24 protein-coding genes are annotated in these 22,087 nt (G+C 68.1%); 14 read left to right on the forward strand and 10 right to left on the reverse strand.

The genetic code is table 11. From position 1 onward, the window contains the following. Positions 1 to 40 precede the first annotated feature (40 nt). Positions 41 to 1,363 (reverse strand): MFS transporter, encoded by a 1,323-nt coding sequence (locus ABIS05_RS14540; RefSeq protein WP_348012348.1) that lies wholly within the window; start codon positions 1,361 to 1,363, stop codon positions 41 to 43. Between the two features lie 120 nt (positions 1,364 to 1,483). Here ABIS05_RS14540 and cyoA point away from each other — a divergent pair, with 120 nt between their 5' ends. The 8 genes from cyoA to ABIS05_RS14580 are packed head-to-tail and all read left to right on the forward strand — an operon-like array spanning position 1,484 to position 9,596. After that, positions 1,484 to 2,578, forward strand: coding sequence for a ubiquinol oxidase subunit II (gene cyoA / locus ABIS05_RS14545; protein WP_348012349.1), 1,095 nt, complete (start codon positions 1,484 to 1,486; stop codon positions 2,576 to 2,578). 12 nt (positions 2,579 to 2,590) lie between these two features. After that, a complete protein-coding gene (gene cyoB / locus ABIS05_RS14550) occupies positions 2,591 to 4,615 on the forward strand; it encodes a cytochrome o ubiquinol oxidase subunit I (protein WP_348012350.1) in 2,025 nt (674 codons plus the stop codon). A 13-nt stretch (positions 4,616 to 4,628) separates the two neighbouring features. Continuing rightward, the gene (gene cyoC, locus ABIS05_RS14555) at positions 4,629 to 5,252 is read left to right on the forward strand and encodes a cytochrome o ubiquinol oxidase subunit III (RefSeq protein WP_348012351.1); all 624 of its coding nucleotides are present in this window, start codon (positions 4,629 to 4,631) and stop codon (positions 5,250 to 5,252) included. Further along, the gene (gene cyoD / locus ABIS05_RS14560) at positions 5,252 to 5,635 is read left to right on the forward strand and encodes a cytochrome o ubiquinol oxidase subunit IV (protein WP_348012352.1); all 384 of its coding nucleotides are present in this window, start codon (positions 5,252 to 5,254) and stop codon (positions 5,633 to 5,635) included. Before cyoC ends, cyoD begins: the two co-directional genes overlap by 1 nt. Continuing rightward, positions 5,635 to 6,342, forward strand: coding sequence for an SURF1 family protein (locus ABIS05_RS14565; protein ID WP_348012353.1), 708 nt, complete (start codon positions 5,635 to 5,637; stop codon positions 6,340 to 6,342). Before cyoD ends, ABIS05_RS14565 begins: the two co-directional genes overlap by 1 nt. Further along, positions 6,339 to 7,667 carry an ATP-binding protein gene (locus ABIS05_RS14570; RefSeq protein WP_348012354.1) on the forward strand — a complete coding sequence of 443 codons (1,329 nt, stop codon included), beginning with the start codon at positions 6,339 to 6,341 and terminating at the stop codon, positions 7,665 to 7,667. Before ABIS05_RS14565 ends, ABIS05_RS14570 begins: the two co-directional genes overlap by 4 nt. Continuing rightward, positions 7,660 to 8,214 carry a response regulator transcription factor gene (locus tag ABIS05_RS14575; RefSeq protein ID WP_348012355.1) on the forward strand — a complete coding sequence of 185 codons (555 nt, stop codon included), beginning with the start codon at positions 7,660 to 7,662 and terminating at the stop codon, positions 8,212 to 8,214. The genes ABIS05_RS14570 and ABIS05_RS14575 overlap by 8 nt, the downstream gene beginning before the upstream one ends. Before the next feature lie 23 nt (positions 8,215 to 8,237). Further along, positions 8,238 to 9,596: a chloride channel protein gene (locus tag ABIS05_RS14580; protein ID WP_348012356.1), complete on the forward strand. Its 1,359-nt coding sequence runs from the start codon at positions 8,238 to 8,240 to the stop codon at positions 9,594 to 9,596. Here the strand turns inward: ABIS05_RS14580 and ABIS05_RS14585 are convergent. The 5 genes from ABIS05_RS14585 to ABIS05_RS14605 form a co-directional block, all read right to left on the reverse strand. Next, positions 9,560 to 10,552 carry an LLM class flavin-dependent oxidoreductase gene (locus ABIS05_RS14585; RefSeq protein WP_348012371.1) on the reverse strand — a complete coding sequence of 331 codons (993 nt, stop codon included), beginning with the start codon at positions 10,550 to 10,552 and terminating at the stop codon, positions 9,560 to 9,562. The two genes, ABIS05_RS14580 and ABIS05_RS14585, sit on opposite strands and share 37 nt — an antisense overlap. Before the next feature lie 41 nt (positions 10,553 to 10,593). Next, entirely contained in the window at positions 10,594 to 11,460 is an 867-nt protein-coding gene (locus ABIS05_RS14590; protein WP_348012357.1) for an alpha/beta fold hydrolase, read from the reverse strand. Beyond that, positions 11,457 to 12,815, reverse strand: coding sequence for a type II toxin-antitoxin system HipA family toxin YjjJ (gene yjjJ, locus ABIS05_RS14595; RefSeq protein WP_348012358.1), 1,359 nt, complete (start codon positions 12,813 to 12,815; stop codon positions 11,457 to 11,459). The genes ABIS05_RS14590 and yjjJ overlap by 4 nt, the downstream gene beginning before the upstream one ends. 108 nt (positions 12,816 to 12,923) lie before the next feature. Further along, complete coding sequence (locus ABIS05_RS14600; RefSeq protein WP_348012359.1) at positions 12,924 to 13,484, reverse strand: GNAT family N-acetyltransferase; 561 nt, start codon at positions 13,482 to 13,484, stop codon at positions 12,924 to 12,926. After that, positions 13,481 to 13,729 carry a DUF2917 domain-containing protein gene (locus tag ABIS05_RS14605; RefSeq protein ID WP_348012360.1) on the reverse strand — a complete coding sequence of 83 codons (249 nt, stop codon included), beginning with the start codon at positions 13,727 to 13,729 and terminating at the stop codon, positions 13,481 to 13,483. Before ABIS05_RS14605 ends, ABIS05_RS14600 begins: the two co-directional genes overlap by 4 nt. 106 nt (positions 13,730 to 13,835) lie before the next feature. Here ABIS05_RS14605 and gcvA point away from each other — a divergent pair, with 106 nt between their 5' ends. Further along, positions 13,836 to 14,756, forward strand: coding sequence for a transcriptional regulator GcvA (gene gcvA, locus ABIS05_RS14610; RefSeq protein ID WP_348012361.1), 921 nt, complete (start codon positions 13,836 to 13,838; stop codon positions 14,754 to 14,756). Here gcvA and ABIS05_RS14615 read toward each other — a convergent pair. The 4 genes from ABIS05_RS14615 to ABIS05_RS14630 form a co-directional block, all read right to left on the reverse strand. Further along, entirely contained in the window at positions 14,753 to 15,775 is a 1,023-nt protein-coding gene (locus ABIS05_RS14615) for a cupin-like domain-containing protein (protein WP_348012362.1), read from the reverse strand. The two genes, gcvA and ABIS05_RS14615, sit on opposite strands and share 4 nt — an antisense overlap. 41 nt (positions 15,776 to 15,816) lie before the next feature. Beyond that, complete coding sequence (locus ABIS05_RS14620; RefSeq protein ID WP_348012363.1) at positions 15,817 to 16,530, reverse strand: YebC/PmpR family DNA-binding transcriptional regulator; 714 nt, start codon at positions 16,528 to 16,530, stop codon at positions 15,817 to 15,819. A gap of 125 nt (positions 16,531 to 16,655) precedes the next feature. Then, positions 16,656 to 16,967: a hypothetical protein gene (locus ABIS05_RS14625; RefSeq protein WP_348012364.1), complete on the reverse strand. Its 312-nt coding sequence runs from the start codon at positions 16,965 to 16,967 to the stop codon at positions 16,656 to 16,658. Between the two features lie 99 nt (positions 16,968 to 17,066). Next, positions 17,067 to 18,146, reverse strand: a complete 1,080-nt coding sequence (locus ABIS05_RS14630) for a trypsin-like peptidase domain-containing protein (RefSeq protein WP_348012365.1) — start codon at positions 18,144 to 18,146, stop codon at positions 17,067 to 17,069. A gap of 24 nt (positions 18,147 to 18,170) precedes the next feature. On the opposite strand from ABIS05_RS14630, the gene ABIS05_RS14635 reads away from it, so the two are divergent. Genes ABIS05_RS14635 through upp form a run of 5 tightly spaced genes read left to right on the forward strand, consistent with a single transcriptional unit; the run spans position 18,171 to position 21,749 of the window. Continuing rightward, positions 18,171 to 18,815 (forward strand): hypothetical protein, encoded by a 645-nt coding sequence (locus tag ABIS05_RS14635; RefSeq protein ID WP_348012366.1) that lies wholly within the window; start codon positions 18,171 to 18,173, stop codon positions 18,813 to 18,815. Between the two features lie 6 nt (positions 18,816 to 18,821). After that, complete coding sequence (locus ABIS05_RS14640; RefSeq protein WP_348012367.1) at positions 18,822 to 19,538, forward strand: heparan-alpha-glucosaminide N-acetyltransferase; 717 nt, start codon at positions 18,822 to 18,824, stop codon at positions 19,536 to 19,538. Positions 19,539 to 19,551: 13 nt separating this feature from the next. Next, positions 19,552 to 20,355 (forward strand): polysaccharide deacetylase family protein, encoded by an 804-nt coding sequence (locus ABIS05_RS14645; protein WP_348012368.1) that lies wholly within the window; start codon positions 19,552 to 19,554, stop codon positions 20,353 to 20,355. Further along, entirely contained in the window at positions 20,352 to 21,089 is a 738-nt protein-coding gene (rlmB, locus tag ABIS05_RS14650; RefSeq protein ID WP_348012369.1) for a 23S rRNA (guanosine(2251)-2'-O)-methyltransferase RlmB, read from the forward strand. Before ABIS05_RS14645 ends, rlmB begins: the two co-directional genes overlap by 4 nt. Positions 21,090 to 21,122: 33 nt before the next feature. Continuing rightward, positions 21,123 to 21,749 carry a uracil phosphoribosyltransferase gene (gene upp, locus ABIS05_RS14655; RefSeq protein ID WP_348012370.1) on the forward strand — a complete coding sequence of 209 codons (627 nt, stop codon included), beginning with the start codon at positions 21,123 to 21,125 and terminating at the stop codon, positions 21,747 to 21,749. Positions 21,750 to 22,087: the final 338 nt, after the last annotated feature.

Below are 22,087 nucleotides of genomic sequence, written 5' to 3' on the forward strand. Positions count from 1 at the left end.
AAAGCGGGCCGGGGCCCGCCTTGATCCGAGCTGCATGCGCTCAGTCCTGCACCACCGCCGCCGTCTGCAGCCGCTTGTTCACTCGCAGCGCCACGAGCGTGCAGACCACCGCCGACAGCAGGTAGAGGCTGAGCGACACCAGGCCGAAGCGCGAGGACAGGAAGAGGGCCACGACAGGCGCGAAGGCCGCACCCAGCAGCCACGCGAAGTCGGCCGTCAGCGCCGCACCCGTATAGCGGAAGTGAGGCAGGAAGTTGGACGTGACAGAACCGGCGGATTGGCCGTAGGACAAGCCCAGCAGCACGAAGCCGATCAGGATGAAGGCCGCCTGGCCGGGCTTGCCGCCGCCCAGCATCAGCGGCGCGAACAGCGCGAATACGCCGATCGCGAGGGCCAGCGTGCCCAGGAAGTTGCGCCGGCCCACTTTGTCGGCGATCAGGCCGGACATGGGCATTGCGGCGGCAGCGAAGGCGGCGCCGAGCAACTCCATCTTCATGAAGCCCTCGATGCCCTGCTCGTCGGACAGCGCGACCCAGGACAGCGGGAACACCGTGACCAGGTGGAAGAGAGCGTAGCTGGCCAGGGCCACGAAGGCGCCGATGACGATGTGGTGGCCCTGGGCGGGGATCAGTTCGTGCAGATGGGCGGGGTCGAGCTCATGCTCTTCCATGCGCTTCTCGTACTCGTGCGTGACGACGAGGCGCAGGCGAGCAAACAGTGCGACGACGTTGATCGTGAAGGCGGTGAAGAACGGGAAGCGCCAGCCCCAGGACAGGAAGTCCTTGGCATCCAGGCTGCTGTAGACGTACAGGAACACGCCCGAGGCGACGAAGAAGCCCAGCGGCGCGCCGAGCTGGCCCAGCATGGCGTACCAGCCGCGGCGGGCCGGCGGTGCATTCAACGCCAGCAGCGAGGGCAGGCCGTCCCAGGAGCCGCCCAGCGCCAGGCCCTGGCCGACGCGGCACAGCGCGAGCAACACGATGGCGGTGCTGCCGGCTTCGGCAAAGCTCGGCAGCAGGCCCATGGCGACCGTGGAGCAGCCGAGCAGGAAAAGGGCGGCCGTCAGCTTGGTGGAGCGGCCGAAGCGGCGCTGGATCTCCATGCCAATCAGCGTGCCGACAGGGCGGACGAGGAACGCGAGCGCGAACACCAGGAAGGCGTAGAGCGTGCCGGTCAGGCGGTCCACGTAGGGGAAGAACACCTGCGGAAAGACCAGCACCGAGGCGATGCCGAAGACGAAGAAGTCGAAATACTCGGACGCGCGGCCGATGATGACGCCGACTGCGATGTCGCCGGGTGCCAGGTCCTCGTCGCTGCGCTGGGTCAGCGGGCCGGACTGGGGGGTGGGGAGGGTACTGCTCATTGCCATTTAGGGCCTGTCTCCGTCTTTGCCTAGGACAAAATGTCCAATCGTTGATTTGCCTCAATCAACTTACATTCCGTCGCAGCGTGCAAGATCGTTAACCCTTGCGGGCACCTCAGGATGTACCCCACCAAGTTTCTCCTTTCCCGCACCCTGGCCTTGTCAGCCAGCTTCGCTTTGTGTGGCTGCGATTGGGTCGTGATGAAGCCTCATGGCGACATCGCCGGGCAACAAGCACAGCTGATTGTCACGTCGACGCTGCTGATGCTGTTGATCATCGTGCCGGTCATCGCGCTGACGCTGTTCTTTGCGTACCGCTACCGCCAGTCCAACACCGAGGCGACCTACTCGCCGGACTGGGACCATTCCACCCGGCTGGAGCTGATCATCTGGGGCGCGCCGCTTCTGATCATCATTGCGCTGGGCGCGATCACGTGGATCAGCACGCACAAACTCGATCCCTTCCGCCCGCTGGACCGCATCGCCGAAGGCCGGCCGGTAGCGGCCGACGTGAAGCCGCTGGAGGTCTACGCGGTCGCGATGGACTGGAAGTGGCTGTTCATCTATCCCGAGCAGGGCATTGCGCTGGTCAACGAGATGGCCGCGCCGGTGGACCGCCCCATTCACTTCCGCTTCACGTCGACGTCGGTCATGAACACCTTCTACGTGCCGGCGTTGGCCGGCATGATCTACGCGATGCCGGGCATGGAGACGCAGCTGCACGCCGTCATCAACAAGGCCGGCGTGTATGACGGCCTGTCGGCCCAGTACAGCGGCGCGGGCTTCTCGGACATGCGCTTCAAGTTTCACGGCCTCAGCAACGAAGACTTCGTGCGCTGGGTCGAGACCAACAAGGCCGGCGGCAACACACTGAGCCGGGCCGACTACCTCAAGCTCGAACAGCCCAGCAACAAGGAACCGATCCGCCGCTTCGCCAGCGTGGAGCCGGGCCTGTGGGGCGCCATCGTCGACCGCTGCGTCGACGGCAAGAAGATGTGCGCCAGCCAGATGATGGCCATCGACGCGGCCGGCGGCGCCGGCAAGGGCAGCGTGGCGAGCACGATGCGCAGCACCTGGCGCGACGCCGACGGCAACAAGCGGGACCGCTACGTTGTCGCTGCGCTGTGCACGCCGACCAATCCGCTCGGCCTGCCCATCGAGATCGAAGCCGGCGCGGGCAACGGCACGAACGTCGCGAACGCGTCCAAGAACTAAGAGCAGCTGACCATGTCCAACGCCGTTGTCGCGCAGCACCAGGCTGCTGACCAGCTCCACCCCATCCTCGGCCGGCTGGGCTGGGAGTCGCTGCCCCTGCACGAGCCCATCCTCATCGCCACCTTCATCGCGGTCGCCATCGGCGGCTTGCTCATGTTCGGGCTGATCACCAAGCTCCGCCTCTGGGGCCACCTGTGGAGCGAGTGGATCACCAGCATCGACCACAAGAAGATCGGGATCATGTACATCATCCTGGGCATCGTGATGCTGCTGCGCGGCTTTGCGGATGCGCTGATGATGCGCGCCCACCAAGCCATGTCCTTCGGCGAGGGTGCCGGTTTCCTGCCGCCGCATCACTACGACCAAGTCTTCACGGCGCACGGCGTCATCATGATTTTCTTCGTCGCGATGCCCTTCGTGACCGGCTTCATGAACTACGTCGTGCCGCTGCAGATCGGCGCGCGCGATGTGGCCTTCCCCTTCCTGAACAACTTCAGCTTCTGGATGACGGCCGGTGGCGCCGTGCTCGTCATGATGTCGCTGTTCATCGGCGAGTTCGCCAAGACCGGCTGGCTGGCCTACCCGCCGCTGTCGGGCATCCTGGCCAGCCCTGACGTGGGCGTGGACTACTACCTCTGGTCACTGCAGATCGCGGGGGTGGGCACGACGCTGTCGGGCATCAACCTCATAGCGACCATCATCAAGATGCGCGCGCCGGGCATGACGATGATGAAGATGCCCGTCTTCACGTGGACGTCGCTGTGCACCAACGTGCTGATCGTCGCGACCTTCCCCGTGCTGGCCGCCACGCTCGCGCTGCTGACGGCCGACCGCTACCTCGGCACCAATTTCTTCACCAACGACCTCGGCGGCAACGCCATGCTCTACGTGAACCTGATCTGGATCTGGGGCCACCCCGAGGTCTACATCCTGGTGCTGCCGGTGTTCGGCATCTTCTCGGAAGTGGTGTCCACGTTCAGCCGCAAGAAGCTGTTCGGCTACGCGTCCATGGTTTACGCCACGGTCGTCATCACCATCCTGTCCTACCTCGTCTGGCTGCACCACTTCTTCACGATGGGCTCGGGTGCCAGCGTCAACAGCTTCTTCGGCATCACGACGATGATCATCTCGATCCCGACGGGCGCCAAGATCTTCAACTGGCTGTTCACGATGTACCGCGGCCGCATCAAGTTCGAGGTGCCGATGCTGTGGACCGTGGGCTTCATGGTCACGTTCAGCATCGGCGGTATGACGGGCGTGCTGCTGGCCGTGCCGGCGGCGGACTTCGTGCTGCACAACAGCCTGTTCCTGATCGCCCACTTCCACAACGTCATCATCGGCGGCGTGGTGTTCGGCGCCTTCGCCGGCATCAACTACTGGTTCCCCAAGGCCTTCGGCTTCCGCCTGGACGCCTTCTGGGGCAAGGTCTCGTTCTGGTGCTGGTTCATCGGCTTCTGGGTCGCGTTCACGCCGCTGTACGTGCTGGGCCTGATGGGCATCACGCGCCGCGTCAGCCACTTCGATGACATGTCGCTGCAGCCGTACTTCGTCGTTGCCGCCATCGGCGCCGGCATCGTGGCGCTGGGCATTGCTGCCTTCCTGATCCAGATCGGCGTCAGCATCATGCGGCGCAAGGAACTGCGCGACGTGACAGGCGACATCTGGGGCGGCCGCACGCTGGAGTGGTCCACCTCCTCGCCGCCGCCGGCCTACAACTTCGCCTTCACGCCCATCGCCCACGGGATGGACGCCTGGTACGACATGAAGCAGCGCGGCGCCGAGCGGCCGCTGAAGGGCTTCGTCTCCATCCACATGCCGAAGAACACCGGCGCCGGTTTCATCATCGCCATGCTGGCCACGGCGATGGGCTTTGCGCTGATCTGGCATATGTACTGGATCGCCGCGGCAAGCTTCGCGGCCACCGTCATCGCCGCCATCGTCCACACCTTCAACTACGACCGCGATTTCCACATCGAGGCCGACGCCGTCACGCTGGCCGAGGACGAGCGCAGCCGCGCCCTCGCGGCGCTGGCCTGAACGGGTTCATGACATGACCGCATCCCTGACTGCTCAACCCGACGGCGCGCCGGTGGTCTTCTACGACGCCTGCAGCCACCACCCCGAGTCCAGCACCATGCTGGGCTTCTGGCTCTACCTGATGAGCGATTGCCTCATCTTCGCGGTGCTGTTCGCCGTCTACGCCGTGTTGGGCCGCTCCTACGCGGCCGGCCCGTCGGGCGCCGACCTGTTCGACCTGCCACTGGTGGCCGCCAACACCGCGCTGCTGTTGTTCTCGTCCATCACGTATGGCTTCGCGATGATCGCGATGCAGAACAAGCGCAAGAGCCAGGTGCTCGCCTGGCTGGCCATCACCGGCCTGTTCGGCCTGGGCTTCCTGGGTATCGAGCTGTTCGAGTTCCACCACCTCATCCACGAGGACGCCGGCCCGCAGCGCAGCGCCTTCCTGTCCAGCTTCTTCACGCTGGTGGGCACGCACGGCCTGCACGTCACCTTCGGCTGCATCTGGCTGGTCACGTTGATGGTGCAGGTGAGCAAGCTCGGCCTCACGCCGGCCAACCGCCGCCGCCTGATGTGCCTGTCGATGTTCTGGCACTTCCTGGACGTCGTCTGGATCGGCGTCTTCACCTTCGTCTACCTGATGGGAGTGCTGTGATGGCGGCCGACCACGCTCACGATTCGCACGATCACCACGACGATGGCGACTTCCACGTCAGCTACAAGGGCTACGCCACCGGCTTCATCCTGTCGGTGCTGCTGACGGCGATTCCCTTCTGGCTGGTCATGGCCAAGGTGCTGCCCAGCCCCAAGATGACCGGCTTCGTCATCCTCGGCTTCGCGGCCGTGCAGATGGTCGTGCACATGATCTATTTCCTGCACATGAACGCCAAGGTGGAGCAGGGCTGGTCGCTGCTCGCGCTGCTGTTCACGGCGGCCCTGGTGGTGATCATGCTGTCCGGTTCGGTCTGGGTCATGTATCACATGAACGCGAACATGATGCCAACGCCCGACCCGGCGGCCATGCGCAACATGCCCTGATGAATCGCGCCGCGCGGATCGCTCTGATCGTTAGCGCGGCTCTCGCCAGCGTGGGCTTCCTCGCGCTGGCCGCCTGGCAGTTCCAGCGCCTGGGCTGGAAGCAGGACCTCATCGCCCGCGTCGACCGGCAAGTCCATGCCGAGCCGGTTGCGCCGCCTGCCTTTGCCGACCCGGTCTCCAAGGCCGACGAGTACCGCCGCCTGCGCTTGCGTGGCCAGTTCGAGCCGCGTGAGGTGCTGGTGCAGGCGACGACCGAACTTGGCGGCGGCCATTGGGTGCTGGCGCCGCTGCGGTTGGACGACGGCACGGCCGTGCTCGTCAACCGTGGCTTCGTGCCTCCCGAGCAGCGCGCGCCCGAATTGCACGCTGCGCCAAACGGCCCCGTCGAGCTGACCGGCCTGCTGCGCCTGACCGAGACCGGCGGCGGCCCGCTGCGCAGCAACGTGCCGGCCGAGGGGCGCTGGTATTCGCGCGATGTGGCGGGCATCGCGGCCCAGTTGGGGCTGGCCGACAAGGTCGCGCCTTACTTCGTCGACGAGTCCGCCGACCCCGCCCAGCCCCTGCGTTATCCGCGCCCCGGCCTGACGGTGATCCGTTTCGCCAACAATCACGCCGTCTACGCCGCCACCTGGCTGGCGCTCGCGGCCATGGCGGCCGCTGCGGCCGGCTATCTCGTCCGCGAGGAGCGCCGGCGCACTCCGCTTTGACCACGTCCGCCTCCTCCACCATCGAGCCCGTCGCCATTGCGCCCGAGCGCCGCGCCGGCCGCGCCAACCTGCGCCAGCTCATCGAGCTGCGCTGGCTGGCCGTGGGTGGCCAGCTCGCCACCGTGCTGGTCGTGCATGTCGGGCTGGGTATCGTGCTGCCCTGGGCCGAAATGCTCAGCCTGCTGGGCGTGCTCGTCGCCTTCAACCTCTTCAGCCTGTGGCGCAACCGCCTCACGCATCCCGTCTCGCAGATCGAGCTCTGCATCGCGCTGCTCGTCGACGTGGGCGTGCTGACCGGCCAGCTCTACCTCGCCGGCGGCAGCGACAACCCCTTCATCTATCTCTACCTGCTGCAGGTGGCCGTCGCCTCCGTGCTGCTGCGGCCGGCCTACCTTGCCGCCATCGTGCTGAGCACGCTGACCGGCTTCATCGTGCTGACGCAGTGGCACCGGCCGCTGTTACTGGACCCGTCGGTGGCGACGACCTTGTCGCCCAACTACCTCGGTGGCCTGCTGATCTGCTTTGTGCTGAACGCAGCGTTGCTCAGCGTCTTCATCGTGCGCATCAACCGCAACCTGCGCCAGCGCGACGCCGAACTGGCCGCAGCGCAGCAGCGCGCCGCCGAGGAGGTGCACATCGTGCGCATGGGCCTGCTGGCCAGTGGCGCCGCGCATGAGCTGGGCACGCCGCTGGCCACGCTCAGCGTCATCCTCGGCGACTGGGCGCACATGGCACCGTTTGCCGGCGAGCCCGAGCTGCGCGAGGAGATCGAGGAGATGCAGCGCCAGATCCTGCGCTGCAAGGCCATCGTCACGGGCATCCTGATGTCGGCCGGCGAGATGCGCGGCGAGGCGCCGCAGCTGACGGCGCTGCAGGCCTTCATCGACGGCCTGGCCGGCCAGTGGCGTGCCGCTCACCCGAACGCAGCACTGGCGCTGCACAGCGAGGGCCTGCCCGAGGTGGACATCATTTCGGACAGCGCGCTGCAGCAGGTCGTCGCCAACCTGCTGGACAACGCCACCGAGGCCGCGCCGGGCGCGCCGCTGACGCTGCTGGCTTCATGCCCCGAAGGCGGCATGCTCTCCTTGAGCGTGCTCGACGAAGGCCCCGGCTTCGACGCCGAGCGGCTCAAGCACTTCGGCGAGCCCTACCAGAGCAGCAAGGGCCAGCCCGGCCGCGGCATGGGCCTGTTCCTGTCGGTCAATGTGGCGCGCACGCTGGGCGGCCGGCTGGAGGCGCGCAACCGGCCGGAGGGCGGTGCCGAGGTCTCCCTCACGCTGCCGCTGGCTTCGCTGCTGCCCAGACAATCCCCCGGCCATGACTGAAGAAGACCGTCTGCTGCTCATCGTCGAAGACGACGACAGCTTCGCCCGCACGCTGACGCGCTCCTTCGAGCGCCGGGCCTGGCGCGTGCTGCGCGCGACGGGGCTGGACGACATGAAGGCGGTGCTTGACGGCCTGCCCGAAGACGAGGAACTGGGCCACGCCGTCGTCGACCTCAAGCTCGCCGGCGGCGCCTCGGGCCTGACCTGTGTGCAGTTCCTGCACGGCTGGGACCCGGAGGTGCTCATCGTCGTGCTGACGGGCTACGCCAGCATTGCCACGGCGGTGGAAGCCATCAAGCTCGGCGCCTGCCACTACCTCGCCAAACCGGCCAACACCGATGACATCGATGCCGCGTTCGCGCGCAAGCAGGGCGATGTCGACGTGGAAGTGACCGAGCGCCAGACGGCGTCCATCAAGACGCTGGAATGGGAACGCATCCACGAGGTGCTGGCCGAGACCGACTTCAACATCAGCGAGACCGCGCGGCGGCTGGGCATGCACCGGCGCACGCTGGCGCGCAAGCTCGAAAAGCAGCGCATCAAATGACGGACTCTCACCCATGAAGCCCCATGAAGCCCCATGACCCGTTGCCGCGTGTCCAGCGAGAGCTGTCGGACTGGCGCCTGTGGCTCACGCGGGCGCTGGTCATTGCCTTCGCGGCGCTGGCCGGCCTGTGCATCGTGCTTTTCACCTGGCTGGGCGATTGGGCGCTGGAGCTCTTCACGCATGGCCGCGACATCTGGTGGTGGGCGCCGCTGATCTGGACGCCGCTGTGCACCGTGCTCATCGTCGCCGCCACGCTCCGCTGGTGGCCGGGCGCGGCCGGCTCCGGCATCCCGCAGGTGATGGCCGCACTGGACACCGCCACGCCGCCCGACGAGCGCGGCCTGTTCGTGTCGCTGCGGCTGTCGCTGGCCAAGGTGTTGCTGACGTCGTGGGGCTTGCTGGGCGGCCTGTCACTTGGGCGCGAGGGGCCGTCGGTGCAGGTGGCCGCCGGCATCATGCACGCCGCGCGCCGCTGGCTGCCGGCGGGCAGCACCGTCAGTGTTCACGGGCTGCTGGCCGCCGGGGGCGCGGCGGGCATTGCGGCGGCGTTCAACACGCCGCTGGGCGGTGTCATGTTCGCCATCGAGGAGCTGACCCGCCGCCCCGAGCAGCGCAGCTCCGGCCTGCTCATCGCCGGCATCGTGCTGGCCGGCCTGGTGGGCGTGTCCCTCAACGGCAACGTGGCCTATTTCGGCCTCATCCGCGTGGCTGATCTGGCGGCCGCGCTGTGGTGGCCGGGCCTGCTGCTGGCGCTGAGCTGCGGCCTGCTGGGCGGCCTGTTCTCGCGGCTGCTGCTGGTCAGCCTGATTGGTGCGGTACCCGGCCGGCTGACGCGTTGGCGGCGCGAGCGGCCGCTGCACTTTGCAGCCGCCTGCGGGCTGGCCGTGGCCGTCATCGGCGTCGCCACCGGCGGTGACGTTTTCGGCGGCGGCTACAAGCACACGCAGGCGCTGCTGCAGGGCGGCTCCGCCAGCAGCGCCACCTCCTGGCTTTACGCGCCGCTCAAGTTCATTGCCACCTGGGTGACGGCGTGGTCCGGCGTGCCGGCGGGCATCTTTGCGCCCTCGCTGTCCATCGGTGCCGCCTGGGGCGCGGATGTGGCCGCGTTCACGGGCACGGCCCAGTCGCACGCGCCCGCGCTCATCGCGCTGGGCATGGTGGGTTTTCTGGCCGCCACCACGCAGGCGCCGTTGACGTCCTTCATCATCGTCATGGAGATGGTGGACGGCCACGCCATGGTGCTCAGCCTGATGGCCTGCGCGCTGGTGGCCAGCGGCGTGTCGCGGCTGCTGTCACCGCCGCTGTATGCCACGCTGGCCGGCGTGCAGCTGCAGCGCCTGCCGCGTCAGCCCAGCGAAGCCAGGCCCGACAGCAGCTCGTAGCTGCACCGGCGCGCCGCGTGGTCGTGTACGGCGCAGGCGACGATGAACTCGTCTGCGCCGGTGCGCTCGGCGCTGGCTGCCAGACCGGCGCGCACCGTCTCCGGCGAGCCGACGATGGACTCGCTCAGCATGCGTTCCACCTGCATCGCCTCGGCCGGCGCCCACAGCCCGTCCATGCTTGCCACCGGCGGCGGCAGCTTGCCGCGCCGCCCGCGCACCATGCCGAGAAAACGCTGCTGGGCCGACGTGAAGAGGAATTGCGCTTCCTCGTCCGTCGGCGCGACGACGACGTTCAGCCCCACCATCGCATGCGGCTTGGCGTGGCTGGCGCTGGGCTTGTAGGTCGAGCGGTAAACCTGCAGCGCCTGCATCAGCATCTCGGGCGCGAAGTGCGAAGCGAACGCGAATGGCAGGCCGAGATAGGCCGAGAGCTGGGCGCTGTAGAGGCTGGAGCCGAGCAGCCAGATCGGCACCTCGGTGCCCTGGCCGGGGACGGCGCGCACTTGCGCCTCGTCCTTGGCCGGGGCGAGGTAGCTCTGCAGCTCAAGCACGTCGTTAGGAAAGCTGTCTTCACCGGCGGTTTCCAGGCTGCGGCGCAGCGCGCGCATCGTCGGCCGGTCGGTGCCGGGCGCGCGGCCTAACCCCAAGTCGATGCGGCCCGGGAACAGCTCGGCCAGCGTGCCGAACTGCTCGGCAATCGTCAGCGGCGCATGGTTGGGCAGCATGATGCCGCCCGCGCCGACGCGGATGCGCTGGGACGCGGCGGCGAGCTGGCCGATCAGTACCGCCGTGGCCGAGCTGGCCACGCCTTCCATGTTGTGGTGCTCGGCGACCCAGTAGCGCGTGTAGCCCAGCTCGTCGGCGAGCTTGACGAGGTCCAGGCTGTTCAGCAGCGCTTCGCGGGTGGTGGCGCCTTCGACGACGGGCGCCAGGTCGAGGATGGAGAGCGGGGGCAGCATAGACATCCAGCTATCTTGCCGGCTGCCGCTTGGCCCTGTCAGGAAGGGGACTTGCGCAGGTGTGCTTTCAGCCAGGGGCCGAGCTTCTCCTCGTAGGCCGCTGCGTCGAAGGCATGCAGGTCGACATGGGCGGCGCCCGACACGGGCCACAGCGTCTTGGGCTCGTTGGCGGCGGCGAACAGCCGTTCGGTTTCCGGCCAGCGCGTGTGCAGGTCTTCGGTGCCCGAGGCGACCAGCAGCGGCGCGCGCACGCTGGCGATGGCTTCCACGGGTCTGAGGTCATCTGTGCTGAGGCCCAGGCGTAGCGGCAACTGCACGAGCAGCAGCGGCGCGACCCACACACCGGCGGCGCCCAGCCGCATAGCCAGCCGGTCCTGCACGGCGTCGACGATGCTGGGGTAGACGGACTCCAGCACCAGCGCATCCAGCTCGGGTTGGCGCTGCGCGAACAGCAACGAGGCGCCGCCGAGCGACACGCCGATGGCGCCGACCTTCTCGCCCGGCAGCCGCGCCCGCAGCCAGGCCAGCGCGGCCTCCACGCCCCGGGCCTCGTGGCGGCCAAAGCTGATGCGCTCGCCGCTGCTTTCGCCGTGCGATGGCAGGTCGACGATGAGGCTGGCCATGCCTTCCCGCTGCAGCCAGCGGGCGCGCTCCAGCATCTGCAGCCGGTTGCCGCGCACGCCATGCAGCATCAACACAGCACCTTCGCCCGCGCGGCCGGGCAGGAACCAGCCGGCGAGGTGCTGGCCCTCGCCGTAGGGGAGGCTGACCGCTTCGGCATGGAGCCCTGCTGGCGGTGCACCGATGGCCGTGCGAACGGGCCGCGTCAGCCATTCGCCGGCCGCCAGGCTCAAACCGGCCAAGGCGAGAGCCAGCATCGACAGGACGATGAGCCAGCGCTTCATGCCAGGGCCATGGCGCGATCGAGCGTCGCGGCGTTGCCGGCGCACAGCTCGCGGAAGCCCGTGCTGATGCGCTGATCCTCGGCGGCGGTCTGCCAGAAAGCCAGGGCCAGCGGCGCCACGCGCTGCCAGCGTTCGCGCTCCGCCGGCATGGGCAGCGCCGCCACCAGCGGCGGCGTCAGCACCTCGCCGCCGGCCAGCGGTGCGTAGCGCATGGGCAACTGGTCGTAGCTCGGCGCCAGGCGCAGGCCGGCCGCGTCGTGGAAGAAGCCCAGGTTGCCACCGTGCATGTCGCTGTTGGCGATGAGCTGGCCAAAGAGCTGGCGCTCGGCGGCGCGCTCGGCGTCCTGCGGGCTCAGCAGGCCCAGGCCGGCCAGGGCCTTGGCCACGCGCGCCCAGTCGTCCGTCGCCTCGCCGACGAGGCCGGCGTTGACGCTTGCCAGGCTGACGACGCCGCGCCGGCCATGCGGGCCGATGCGGTCGAAGCGCTCGCTCTCCAGGAAATGCCGGCCTTCGTGCACCAGCAGCCGCGTGCGCGCGGACTGCTCGCGCAGCACCCCGGCGGCCAGGTGCTCGCAGACGAGCAGGTCGCGCCAACGCTGCACGGTGGCGGAGTCGTCGGCGCCGCTGAACTTGACGACGCAGTGCGGCGTGACCATGCCGGGCAGCTCACGTGCCGCAGTGAACTTGGGGAACTCGCCGCCGGCCGACGAGCCGGGCAACCCGCCGTCCATCGCCTGGGCGGCGAGGGCGGTGTAGGCGGCGAGCAACTCGGCTTCAAAGATGGGCCAAGCTTGATTCAGCCGCGCGTCGAGAAAGCGGCGTAGCGCAGCGTCCCCCACGATCAGCTCACCCGGTAGGTCGTCGCCAAAGGCGCTCAAGCCCAGCAGCAGCGCGTCATCGTCCCAGTCGCGCGGGTCGGGCGGCAGACTCAGGCCGGGCGCGTGCCGGCGTGCAAAGGCGCGGCCGAGAAAGCCCTGCGGCCGCAGGTCGTAGAGCGGGTAGGGCAGGCCGTCGTGCCAGCCGTCGGTCGCCTGCATTTGCGTGGGCCGAGCGGGTGCGATGCCCTCCAGATGGCAGCCCTGCGGCCAGATCGGCCTCAGCACGCCCACCCGTTGTGGCCGGCCTTCGGCGTCGATGCGGTAGACCGGCGCCTCGACGCGCAGGCCGCGAATCTCGCGCCGCCAGGCGATGCGTCGGCGCCGCGTCTGGCCGGCGGCCATCGCGGCATCGCCGGCCGTGGCGATCAGCCGCTGGGCCGTCTTGGTGGAGCAACCCAGGCTCGCGGCAATCTCCGCCAGACCCATGGGGCCGCGCGGGCGGAGCAGGCGTTCGAGGCTGGGCAGATCGGCGGACATGGCTTCAGGCGTTGTGTCCTGAATTTTGTCCTGAATCAGTTTTAAAAATCAAATGTATGACAGTGACTTGTGTCTGATTGCGGCCAATCTATGTCCCGAGTTGATGGATTAATGTCGGACCTTGTTCAGGGCCAGCGTGCCGCGCACGAGCTGGGCGCCGTCCGGGTGCGCCTGGAGGCGCGCGCCGAACTCCCGCATCAGCGCCAGCATGCGGCGGTTGCCTGCCAGCACGTCGCCGTAGAGCCGCTGCACGCCGTGGCGGCGCGCGTCGGCGATGAGGTGGGCCATCAAACGCCGGCCCAGCCCACGGCCTTGCCAGTCGTCGGCCACGGCCAGCGCGAACTCGGCGGTGGCCGGCTGGTCAGGATCACAGACGAAGCGTGCATCGGCAATGACGGGCCGGCCTGGCGTGTCGGCCTCCACGACCCAGGCGCGGTGCAGGTGCTGGTCCACGTCGGTCAACAGTTTCAACAGCGCCGGGCTCAGCTCGCGCAGGCCGACGTGGAAGCGCTGGTGGCGCGAGTCCAGCGACAGGCCGTTGAAGAAGCGCTGCTCCGCGCAGACATCTTCGTGCCGCAGCGGCCGCAGCCAAGCCACGCGCTCGCCTGGCAGGGCCCAGCGCTGCGCCTCGTCGGCGGCAAGGGGCGCGAGTGCCAGCCCGGCAGTCATGGCCGCGTCTCGGCAGGCCGCAGGTCCAGCACGGCCCGTGAACTCAACGCGCTGATGGTCACACCCCGGTCGTTCGGCACGATGAAGCACTCGCCGGGCTCCAGCACGATGTCGCGGGAGTCGTGGTCCAGCGTGATCCACAGCGTGCCCTCGGCGCTGCACAGGTGGGCGGCGCGCGCCTCGGGCAGGCGCGAGGTCTGGCCGCGTTGCAGCAGCAGCCGGGTGTGGGGGACGTCGATCAGCATGTCAGGCTCCTTTGCATGCCTTGTGGGCATGGCATGGGCCGAATGCTGATTGCCAGCCGCCTTACAGACAAACGATGATTCGGAAGGCTTCACATTCCTTCAGAACATGTCAACCAAGCCGATCGACCGCCTGCCGCCGCTGCAGCTGCTGGCCTCCTTCGAGGCCGCCGCACGGCACCTGAGCTTCACGCAGGCAGCCGAAGAGCGCTTCGTCACGCAGTCGGCCATGAGCCGGCAGATGCGTGGGCTGGAAGACGAACTGGGCGTCACCCTTTTCGAGCGCCGCCACCGCGCGCTGGCGCTCACCGAAGACGGCCAGCGCCTCTACGCCGCCTGCGCCATCGCGCTGAACACGCTGCGCGTGGCCGTGCGCACCGTGCGTGAGCCCCACCAGCGCCAGCTGCTCGCGCTGACGACGACGCCCGGCTTCGCGTCGCTGTGGCTCATCCCGCGCCTGACGGCTTTTACGCGCGCTCACCCGGGCATCGACGTGCGCCTGGACGCCGGCCTGGGCAACCGCAACCTGGCCAGCGAGGGCTTCGACCTCGCCATCCGCTACAGCCCTATCGGCACAGGCCAGGGCAAACAGCTCTTTGCCGAATCCATGCTGCCCGTCTGCAGCCCGCGCCTGGTGGGCGAGCTGGGCCTGCCGCTGCGCGAGCCGCCCGACCTGGCCCGGCACACGCTGCTGCACCTGGCCATGGACGGTGACAGCGCCGGCATGCCGGCCGAATGGGAGCCCTGGCTCAGCGCCTGGGGCCTGAGCGACCTGCGGCCGGCGGCGCGCTTGAGCTTTTCGAGCTACTCCGAGGCCATTGCTGCGGCGATCGCGGGGCAGGGCGTGGCGCTGGGGCGCCGGCCGCTGGTGGACGCGCTGCTGGCCAGCGGCCAGCTCGTCACGCCGTTCGATGCCGGCATCGCGTCGGCGCGGGCCTATCGCCTCATCGTCGACCCGGCGGCCAAGTCACGGCCGGCGGTGAAGGCGTTTGAGCAGTGGCTGATCGAGGCCGCTGCCAATCCCGGTTAGGGCCTGCCCAACGACTGCGCCAGGATGGCCTTGATGGCCGCCGCCTTCTCCGGCGTGATCGGCCCCATATGCCCGCGATGCTCGGGCGCCAGATGGGCGAGTGCTTCGCCGTGGGTCTCGAAGGCGAAATAGTCGAACATGCCTTGCCAGAACTTGCGCTGTTCGGCGGGCAGGTCGCGGAAGGCCAGTACCGCGTGCAGCAGCGCGTCGTAGTTGGGCACCGGCGGCTGCTTTTCGGTCCACCAGTAGTTGATGAGGATGTTGAAGGGCTCCAGCGACTCGACGTGATGCCACCAGCCGTAGGGAAGGTAGAGCGCGTCGCCTGCCTCCAGGTCGGCCACCTGCGCGGCCGCCAGCGCCTGCGTGAAGCGTGGGTAGCGCTGCAGGTCCGGGTTGTCCAGCGGCACCATGCTCAGCGGCGTGCCGGCGGGCGTGAAGTCCAGCGGGCCGACGTAGAGGTTGGGCAGTTGCTCGGGCGGGAACAGCGTGAAGCGCCGCTTCCCGGCGACCACGCACGCCAGGTTGCGCATCAGGTCGTAATGTGTCTGCACCTTGACCGCGTTGCCGATCCAGATGTTGGGCGACACCGTGTCGCCCAGCAGCGGCATGACATGCGCGGCGGTGAAACCGGGCAGGCAGTCGGCCACGGGCAGCGACTCCATGTAGATCGCCGGCGCATCGGCCACGTCGACCTGGCTCAGCAGCAGCCGCATGCCGTCGAAGATGGTGGCGGGCCGGCGCTCGAAGTTCAGGCCGGCCATCATGTCCTGGTAGAAGATGTGCCGCTTGCTGGCCGGGTCGCCGATCAGCAGCGGCACCTGCTTGCCCTGGTAGAACTGCATCAGGTATTCGCAGACGCCTCGGGCTGACGTCTTTCCCTGTTGCACCACCGGCCAGTGGTCGACCACGCCGCGCAGAACGACCGGCTGGTTGGCGGGAAGGATCTCGTCCTGGAACGTCCGGGCATCGACATTGCGTCGCTCGGCCACCTTCGCGAGGGAATGCTGGGGCAGGGTCATGTGGAGGCGTTCGTCGGGTTGCAGCCGGAGCCGGTTGTCGATCAGCCGGCCAGCCCGGCGTAGACGTTCTGCACATCCTCGTTGTCGTCCAGCGCGGCGAGGAAGCTCTCCACCTCCTCCAGCTGCTCGGCATTCAGGCTCGCCGGGTCGACAGGGTTCTTGGGCCGGTAGCCCAGCTTGGCGCTTAGCACCGTGAATCCGTGGGCCGGCAGCGCGCGGCTGACGAGGTCGAGGTCCGTCGGGTCGGTCAGGAAGACCGTCACACCGTCTTCGTCGGCCGGCAGCAGGTCCTGCGCGCCGGCCTCGATGGCGGCGGTGTCGGCGTCGGCACCCGGCGTGGTGGCCTCGGCTTCGATCATGCCGAGGTGGTCGTAGTCCCAGCTCACCGAGCCCGACGTGCCGAGCTGGCCCTTGCGGAACAGCACGCGCATGTCCGACGCGGCGCGGTTCACGTTGTCGGTCAGCACCTCCACCATCACCGGCACGCGGTGCGGCGCAAAGCCTTCGTAGATCGCGTGCTCGAAGTGGACGATTTCACCGGTCAGCCCGGCGCCCTTTTTGATGGCGCGGTCCAGCGTCTCCTTGGGCATGGACACCTTGCGCGCCTGCTCCACCACCAGCCGCAGCCGCGCGTTGTCCTTCGGGTCAGCCCCGCTGCGCGCGGCAATCATGATGTCCTTGGCCAGCTTGCCGAACAGCCGACCCTTGGCGTTGGACGCGAGGTCTTTGTGCTTGGCTTTCCATTGCGCGCCCATGGGGTGTCGTCCTGTGGTCTGTCTGGCTGAGCCCGGCGCGTGTTGCGCCTCGGGCGAGGGGCGCTACTTTACGAGCTAGGGACCGTGGCCGGGCTGCTTGCGGCGTGTTACCAGCCCGTGTTGGGTTAGGTGCTCCCAGATGCTTGCTGCTGCTTCTCTCGAAGATCTTGCTCTAGCTGGCGCGCCAGATCGTGCACCCAAAAAGCGGCTTCATTGGTGCTCTGAAGGGGGCGAGGATCGTCCTGCTGACCAAAGAACGGGCGTAACTCCAGGAGTGGCACTTCAGGATGTAGCCTTTTGAACATGGCGATACAGCCAGCGCCGTAGTCAACGAATCCAGCAACGATCTCCGAAGCGAAGTTGTCATGTTCAAACTCATCGAGCAGGTATTGGTAGCGTTCCAGAATGCAATCTTCCAGGGGCTTCAATTGATGCATGTCGAGGAGTCAACGTGTTGTCAGTCTGCAGACTGAAGGAAAGCGGGTGGTTCGAGGGAGTGCGCAGGGTAGCTGCTAGTAGCGGTCCCTTTTCTGTCGTCAGTCCGAACTCCCCAGCGTCGCCGCCACCTTCCGCGTCTGCCCCGCCCGCCAGACGGTGAGCGTCACCTTCTCCCCGATCTGCCGCGTCTCCAGCAGCGACAGCATGTCGTCCAAGTCCGCCACCGCCTGCCCTTCGACGGCCGTGATGACGTCGCCCTGCACGATGCGCCCGCTGCGGTCCCGCCCAAACGGCTTTAAGCCAGCCGCCGCCGCCGGGCTGCCGTCCGCCACGTTGACGAGCAGCACGCCCTTGGGCGCGCCCAGCGCCTTGCCAAGGTTCTCCGGGCCAGACGTCACACCCAGCGCCGGCCGGATGAAGCGCCCGTCGCGGATCAGCCGCGGCACTATGCGGTTGACCTCGTCCACGGGAATGGCAAACCCGATCCCGGCACTCGCCCCGCTCGGGCTGTAGATGGCTGTGTTGACGCCGATCAGCCGCCCCGCCGAATCCAGCAGCGGCCCGCCCGAGTTGCCCGGGTTGATGGCCGCGTCGGTCTGGATCGCCCCTTTGATCGTGCGCCGCGTGACCGACTCGATCTCACGGTTCAGCGCCGAGACGATGCCGGTGGTCAGCGTCTGGTCCAGGCCGAAGGGGTTGCCGATGGCGTAGACCTTCTGGCCGACCTGCAGGTCGCGGCTCGCGCCGACCGCGATGGCCGGTAGCTTGTCGCGCGGCGCCTCGATGCGCAGCACGGCGAGGTCGCGGTCGGGGAAGGCGCCCACCAGTTTGGCCGGGTAGCTGCTCTGGTCGGCCAGCGTGACGGTGGCGCGGTCGCCGCCCTGGATGACGTGGAAGTTGGTGACGATGTGGCCGGCCTCGTCCCAGACAAAGCCGGTGCCCGTGCCGCTGGGCTGCTCGCTGGTGCGCAGCGAGAAGAAATCTCTTTGCACGGACAGCGTGGTGATGTGCACCACCGACGGGCTGACGCGTTTAAACACGCCGATGTTGTTCAACTCCTCGGCGTCCAGCGCGGCGCGGGCGCTGACGGCGCGCGGCTGGGCAGCCTTGTTCTGGGCCTCGGCAGACCCGGCGGCCAGCCATACGATGAGGGCTAGAGCGAGCAGACGCTTGGACATGAAGCGAGCGAAGGAGCGGTTGCGATGGTGCGCATTTTGGTCGGAGATATGAGGTGGGCAGGGTTGTTGATGCGGCTGTGCCTGGCGCTGTGCCTGCCCGTGTCGAGCACATGGGCGCAGCAGGTCTGGAAGTGCGAGGTGGCGGGCAAGGTGGTGTTCAGCGACAAGCCCTGCCCGCAGACGGGCAAGCCGTTGGCGGAGCGCAACCTGCAGCCCAATGTGGTGGACGCGATGAAGCCCGAGGTCGTCGATGCGGCCATGGGCCGGCCACCTGCGGCTTCTGTGCCGCAGGCTCCCGCAGGCAATGCCTGCCCCGGCGATGGCGAGCTTCGCGGCATGGAGACGCGCGGCAACTCCACAACGCTGGGCGACGCAGAGCGGCAGTTCCTGCAGGACGAGATGCGCCGCGTGCGCCAGTGCCGCAGCGGCCAGGGTCGCTACCGCGAGGGCGACTGGGACATCAGCCGCGAGGCCCAGGCCGCGCAGACCCAGCTGAGCGACCGCGTGCGCGACGCCGCCCGGCAGCGCGCCGAGGCCATGCACAGCGCGGCCGACCCGGAGGAGGGCGACCGCATCGCGCGCCGCCGCATCGCCGAGGAGCGGCTGGCGCGCCGCCAGCAGCGGCAATGGCAGAACGGTCAGAATCCGGCCGCTTCCTCCCCACGCTGACCCTCGATGCCACCGGCTGTTGACCCCGCCTCGCCCAGCCGCTCCGACCGCCTCGACGCGCTGCGTGGCATCGCCATCGTCTGGATGGCCGCCTTCCACTTCGGCTTCGACCTGAACCACTTCGGCTGGATCCAGCAGGACTTCTACCGCGACCCGGTCTGGACCTGGCAGCGCACCTGCATCGTCAGCCTGTTCCTGTTCTGCGCCGGCGGCGGGCAGGCGTTGGCGCTGCTGGCCGGCCAGACTCAAGGCCGGTTCTGGAAGCGCTGGGGCCAGGTCGCCGGCTGTGCGCTGCTGGTGAGCTTGGGCTCGTGGTTCATGTTCCCCGACAGCTGGATCAGCTTCGGCGTGCTGCACGGCATTGCAGTGATGCTGTTGCTGCTGCGCCTGGGCCTCGCGCGGCTGCCCAATGCGGCGCTGCTGGCGCTGGCGGTGCTCGCCGTTGCGCTGCCGCAGTTCGTCCAGCACCCGGCCTTCGACACGCGCTGGACGAACTGGCTCGGCCTCGTCACGCACAAGCCCGTGACCGAGGACTACGTGCCCGTGCTGCCCTGGCTGGGCGCCATGCTGCTGGGCTTTGTGGCCACGCGTTGGCGGCCCCGCATGTGGCAGGGCAGTGCGCCCCGGCCTTTTGCCCTGCTGGGGCGCTGGTCGCTGAGTTTTTACATGCTTCATCAGCCGGTGCTCATCGGCGCGTTGATGGCCGTTCAAGCGGTTCGTTGAGGAGACAGGAACGATGAAAAAGATGATGCTGGCCGCGCTCGGCCTGTTCGCTTCGGTGGCTGCGACGGCGGCGCCTTTCACCTGGCCGGGCGGCGCGCAGGCGGCCGTCACGCTGGGTTACGACGACGCGCTGGACAGCCAGCTCGACCACGTCATCCCTCAGCTCAACAAGCGCGGGCTGCGCGCGAGCTTCTACATCCCCATCAACGGGCCCACCTTGCCGGCCCGCCAGAACGAATGGAAGGCCGCCGCCGCAGCCGGCCATGAGTTGGGCAACCACAGCCTCTTCCACGGCTGCTCGGCAAAGGGGCCGGGCCGTGAGTGGGTGCTGCCGCACCGCGACCTGGACAAGCAGACGCCGGCCGGCGTGCAGGAGCAGGTCATTGCCGCCAACACCTGGCTACAGAGCCTGGACGGCAAGACGAAGCGCACCTTCACGCCGCCCTGCCTGGACCTGAAGGCCGGCGGCCAGGACTTCGTGACGGCGCTGCAGCCTCACTTCGTCGCCTACCGCGCGGCCACCCCGGCGATGGTCACCGACGCGGCCGCGCTCGACCCGTATGCCGTGCCCGTCTACTTCGTCGAAGGCATGACGGGCGAGCAACTGATCGCGCTGGTCGAGAAGGCGGCGGCCCAGCACGCGCTGGTGAACCTGCTCTTTCACGGCGTGGGCGCCGAGCACCTCAGCGTGACGCGCGAGGCGCACGACGCGCTGCTGGACCATCTCGCCAAGAACAGCGCGCGCTTCTGGACCGACAGCTTCGTGAACGTCATGGAGAACGCGCGGCGCCAGCAGCCCGCGACAATGAGGCCATGAGCTCTGCCAAGTCCGTCCTGTTCGGCTTCCACGCCGTCACCGTCCGCCTCAAGACCCACCCCGCCTCGGTCGCCGAGGTGCATTTCGACCCCTCCCGGCGCGACCAACGCATGCGTGCCTTCGTCGAGCGCGCCAAGGCAGCCGGCGCCAAACTCGTGGAGAGCAACGACGAGCGCCTGAGCCAGATCGCCGGCAGCCCGCGCCACCAGGGCGTGGTCGCCCGGGTCCAGGCACTGGCGCAACCGCATTCGCTCGACGACGTGCTCGACGCCGTCGAAGGCCCGCCGCTGGTGCTGGTGCTGGACGGCGTGACCGACCCGCACAACCTCGGTGCCTGCCTTCGTGTGGCCGATGGCGCGGGGGTGCACGCCGTCGTCGCCCCCAAGGACCGCGCCGTGGGCCTGAACGCGACGGTGGCCAAGGTCGCCAGCGGCGCGGCCGAAACGGTACCGTATTTGATGGTCACCAACCTGGCACGGACCTTGAATGAGCTGAAGGAACGCGACATCTGGGTCGTCGGCCTGTCGGACCAGGCCGAGCGTTCGATCTACGACGTCGACTTCAAACGCCCGATCGCCTTCGTGATGGGCGCCGAGGGTGAGGGCATGCGGCAACTGACGGCCAAGACCTGTGATGAGCTGGTGCGCATCCCGATGGCCGGCGCGGTCGAGAGCCTGAACGTGTCGGTGGCCTCGGGGGTCTGCCTTTATGAGGCCCTGCGCCAGCGCAGATAATTCTGACTGTTTAGAAAAAAAGGAAGTCCCGTCATGGCCGTCATCGAAGTCAAGCATCCGCTGGTCAAGCACAAGATCGGCCTGATGCGCGAGGCGGACATCTCGACCAAGAAGTTCCGCGAGCTGACCGGTGAGGTGGCGCGGCTGCTTTGCTACGAGGCAACGGCCGACTTCCCGTTGGAGAAGACGACGATCAACTGCTGGAGCGGCCCCGCCGAGATCGACCAGATCGCGGGCCGCAAGGTGACCGTCGTGCCCATCCTGCGCGCGGGCCTGGGCATGCTGGACGGCGTGCTGGACATCCTGCCCAACGCCAAGGTGTCGGTCGTCGGCCTCGCGCGCGACCATGAGACGCTGAAGCCGGTGAACTACTTCGACAAGTTCGTCGGCAACCTGGACTCCCGCACGGCACTCATCATCGATCCCATGCTGGCCACGGCCGGCAGCATGATCGCCACCGTCGACCTGCTGAAGGCGCGCGGCTGCAAGGACATCCGCGCGCTGGTGCTGGTGGCAGCGCCCGAAGGCGTGAAAGCCTTGGAAGCGGCTCACCCGGATGTGCGCTGCTGGACGGCCGCCATCGACAGCCACCTCAACGAGGTGGGCTACATCATCCCGGGCCTGGGCGACGCTGGCGACAAGATATTCGGCACTAACTAGCCTGAACCCGACGGCCGGACTCACCCGCTGGTCTGGCGCTTCGTGCCTCTGGCGGCGTTGCTCCTCCTTGTGGGCACGAGCCCACCGCGTCTTCGCGCCTTGCCAGCGACCCGCCTCGCCAGCCCCTCGGGCGCGCCCGACCGCCGGATTCAGGCTGCCCCTCGCAGGTGAACATTCACCGCCATGATCCTTGAGCAGACGCCCTTGCGTCAGTACAGGCAGGCAAGCCAATCCCCGGCGAGCCACTACCTGACCCAAGGAGCCCGTCATGGCCACACTTTCCACCCCCACTGTCACCCTCGGCATTTGTGGCGGCACCAAACTTCTTTTATGGAAAC

Origin of the sequence: Roseateles sp., assembly GCF_039929605.1 — a bacterium.
Taxonomy (GTDB): Bacteria; Pseudomonadota; Gammaproteobacteria; order Burkholderiales; family Burkholderiaceae_C; genus Pelomonas.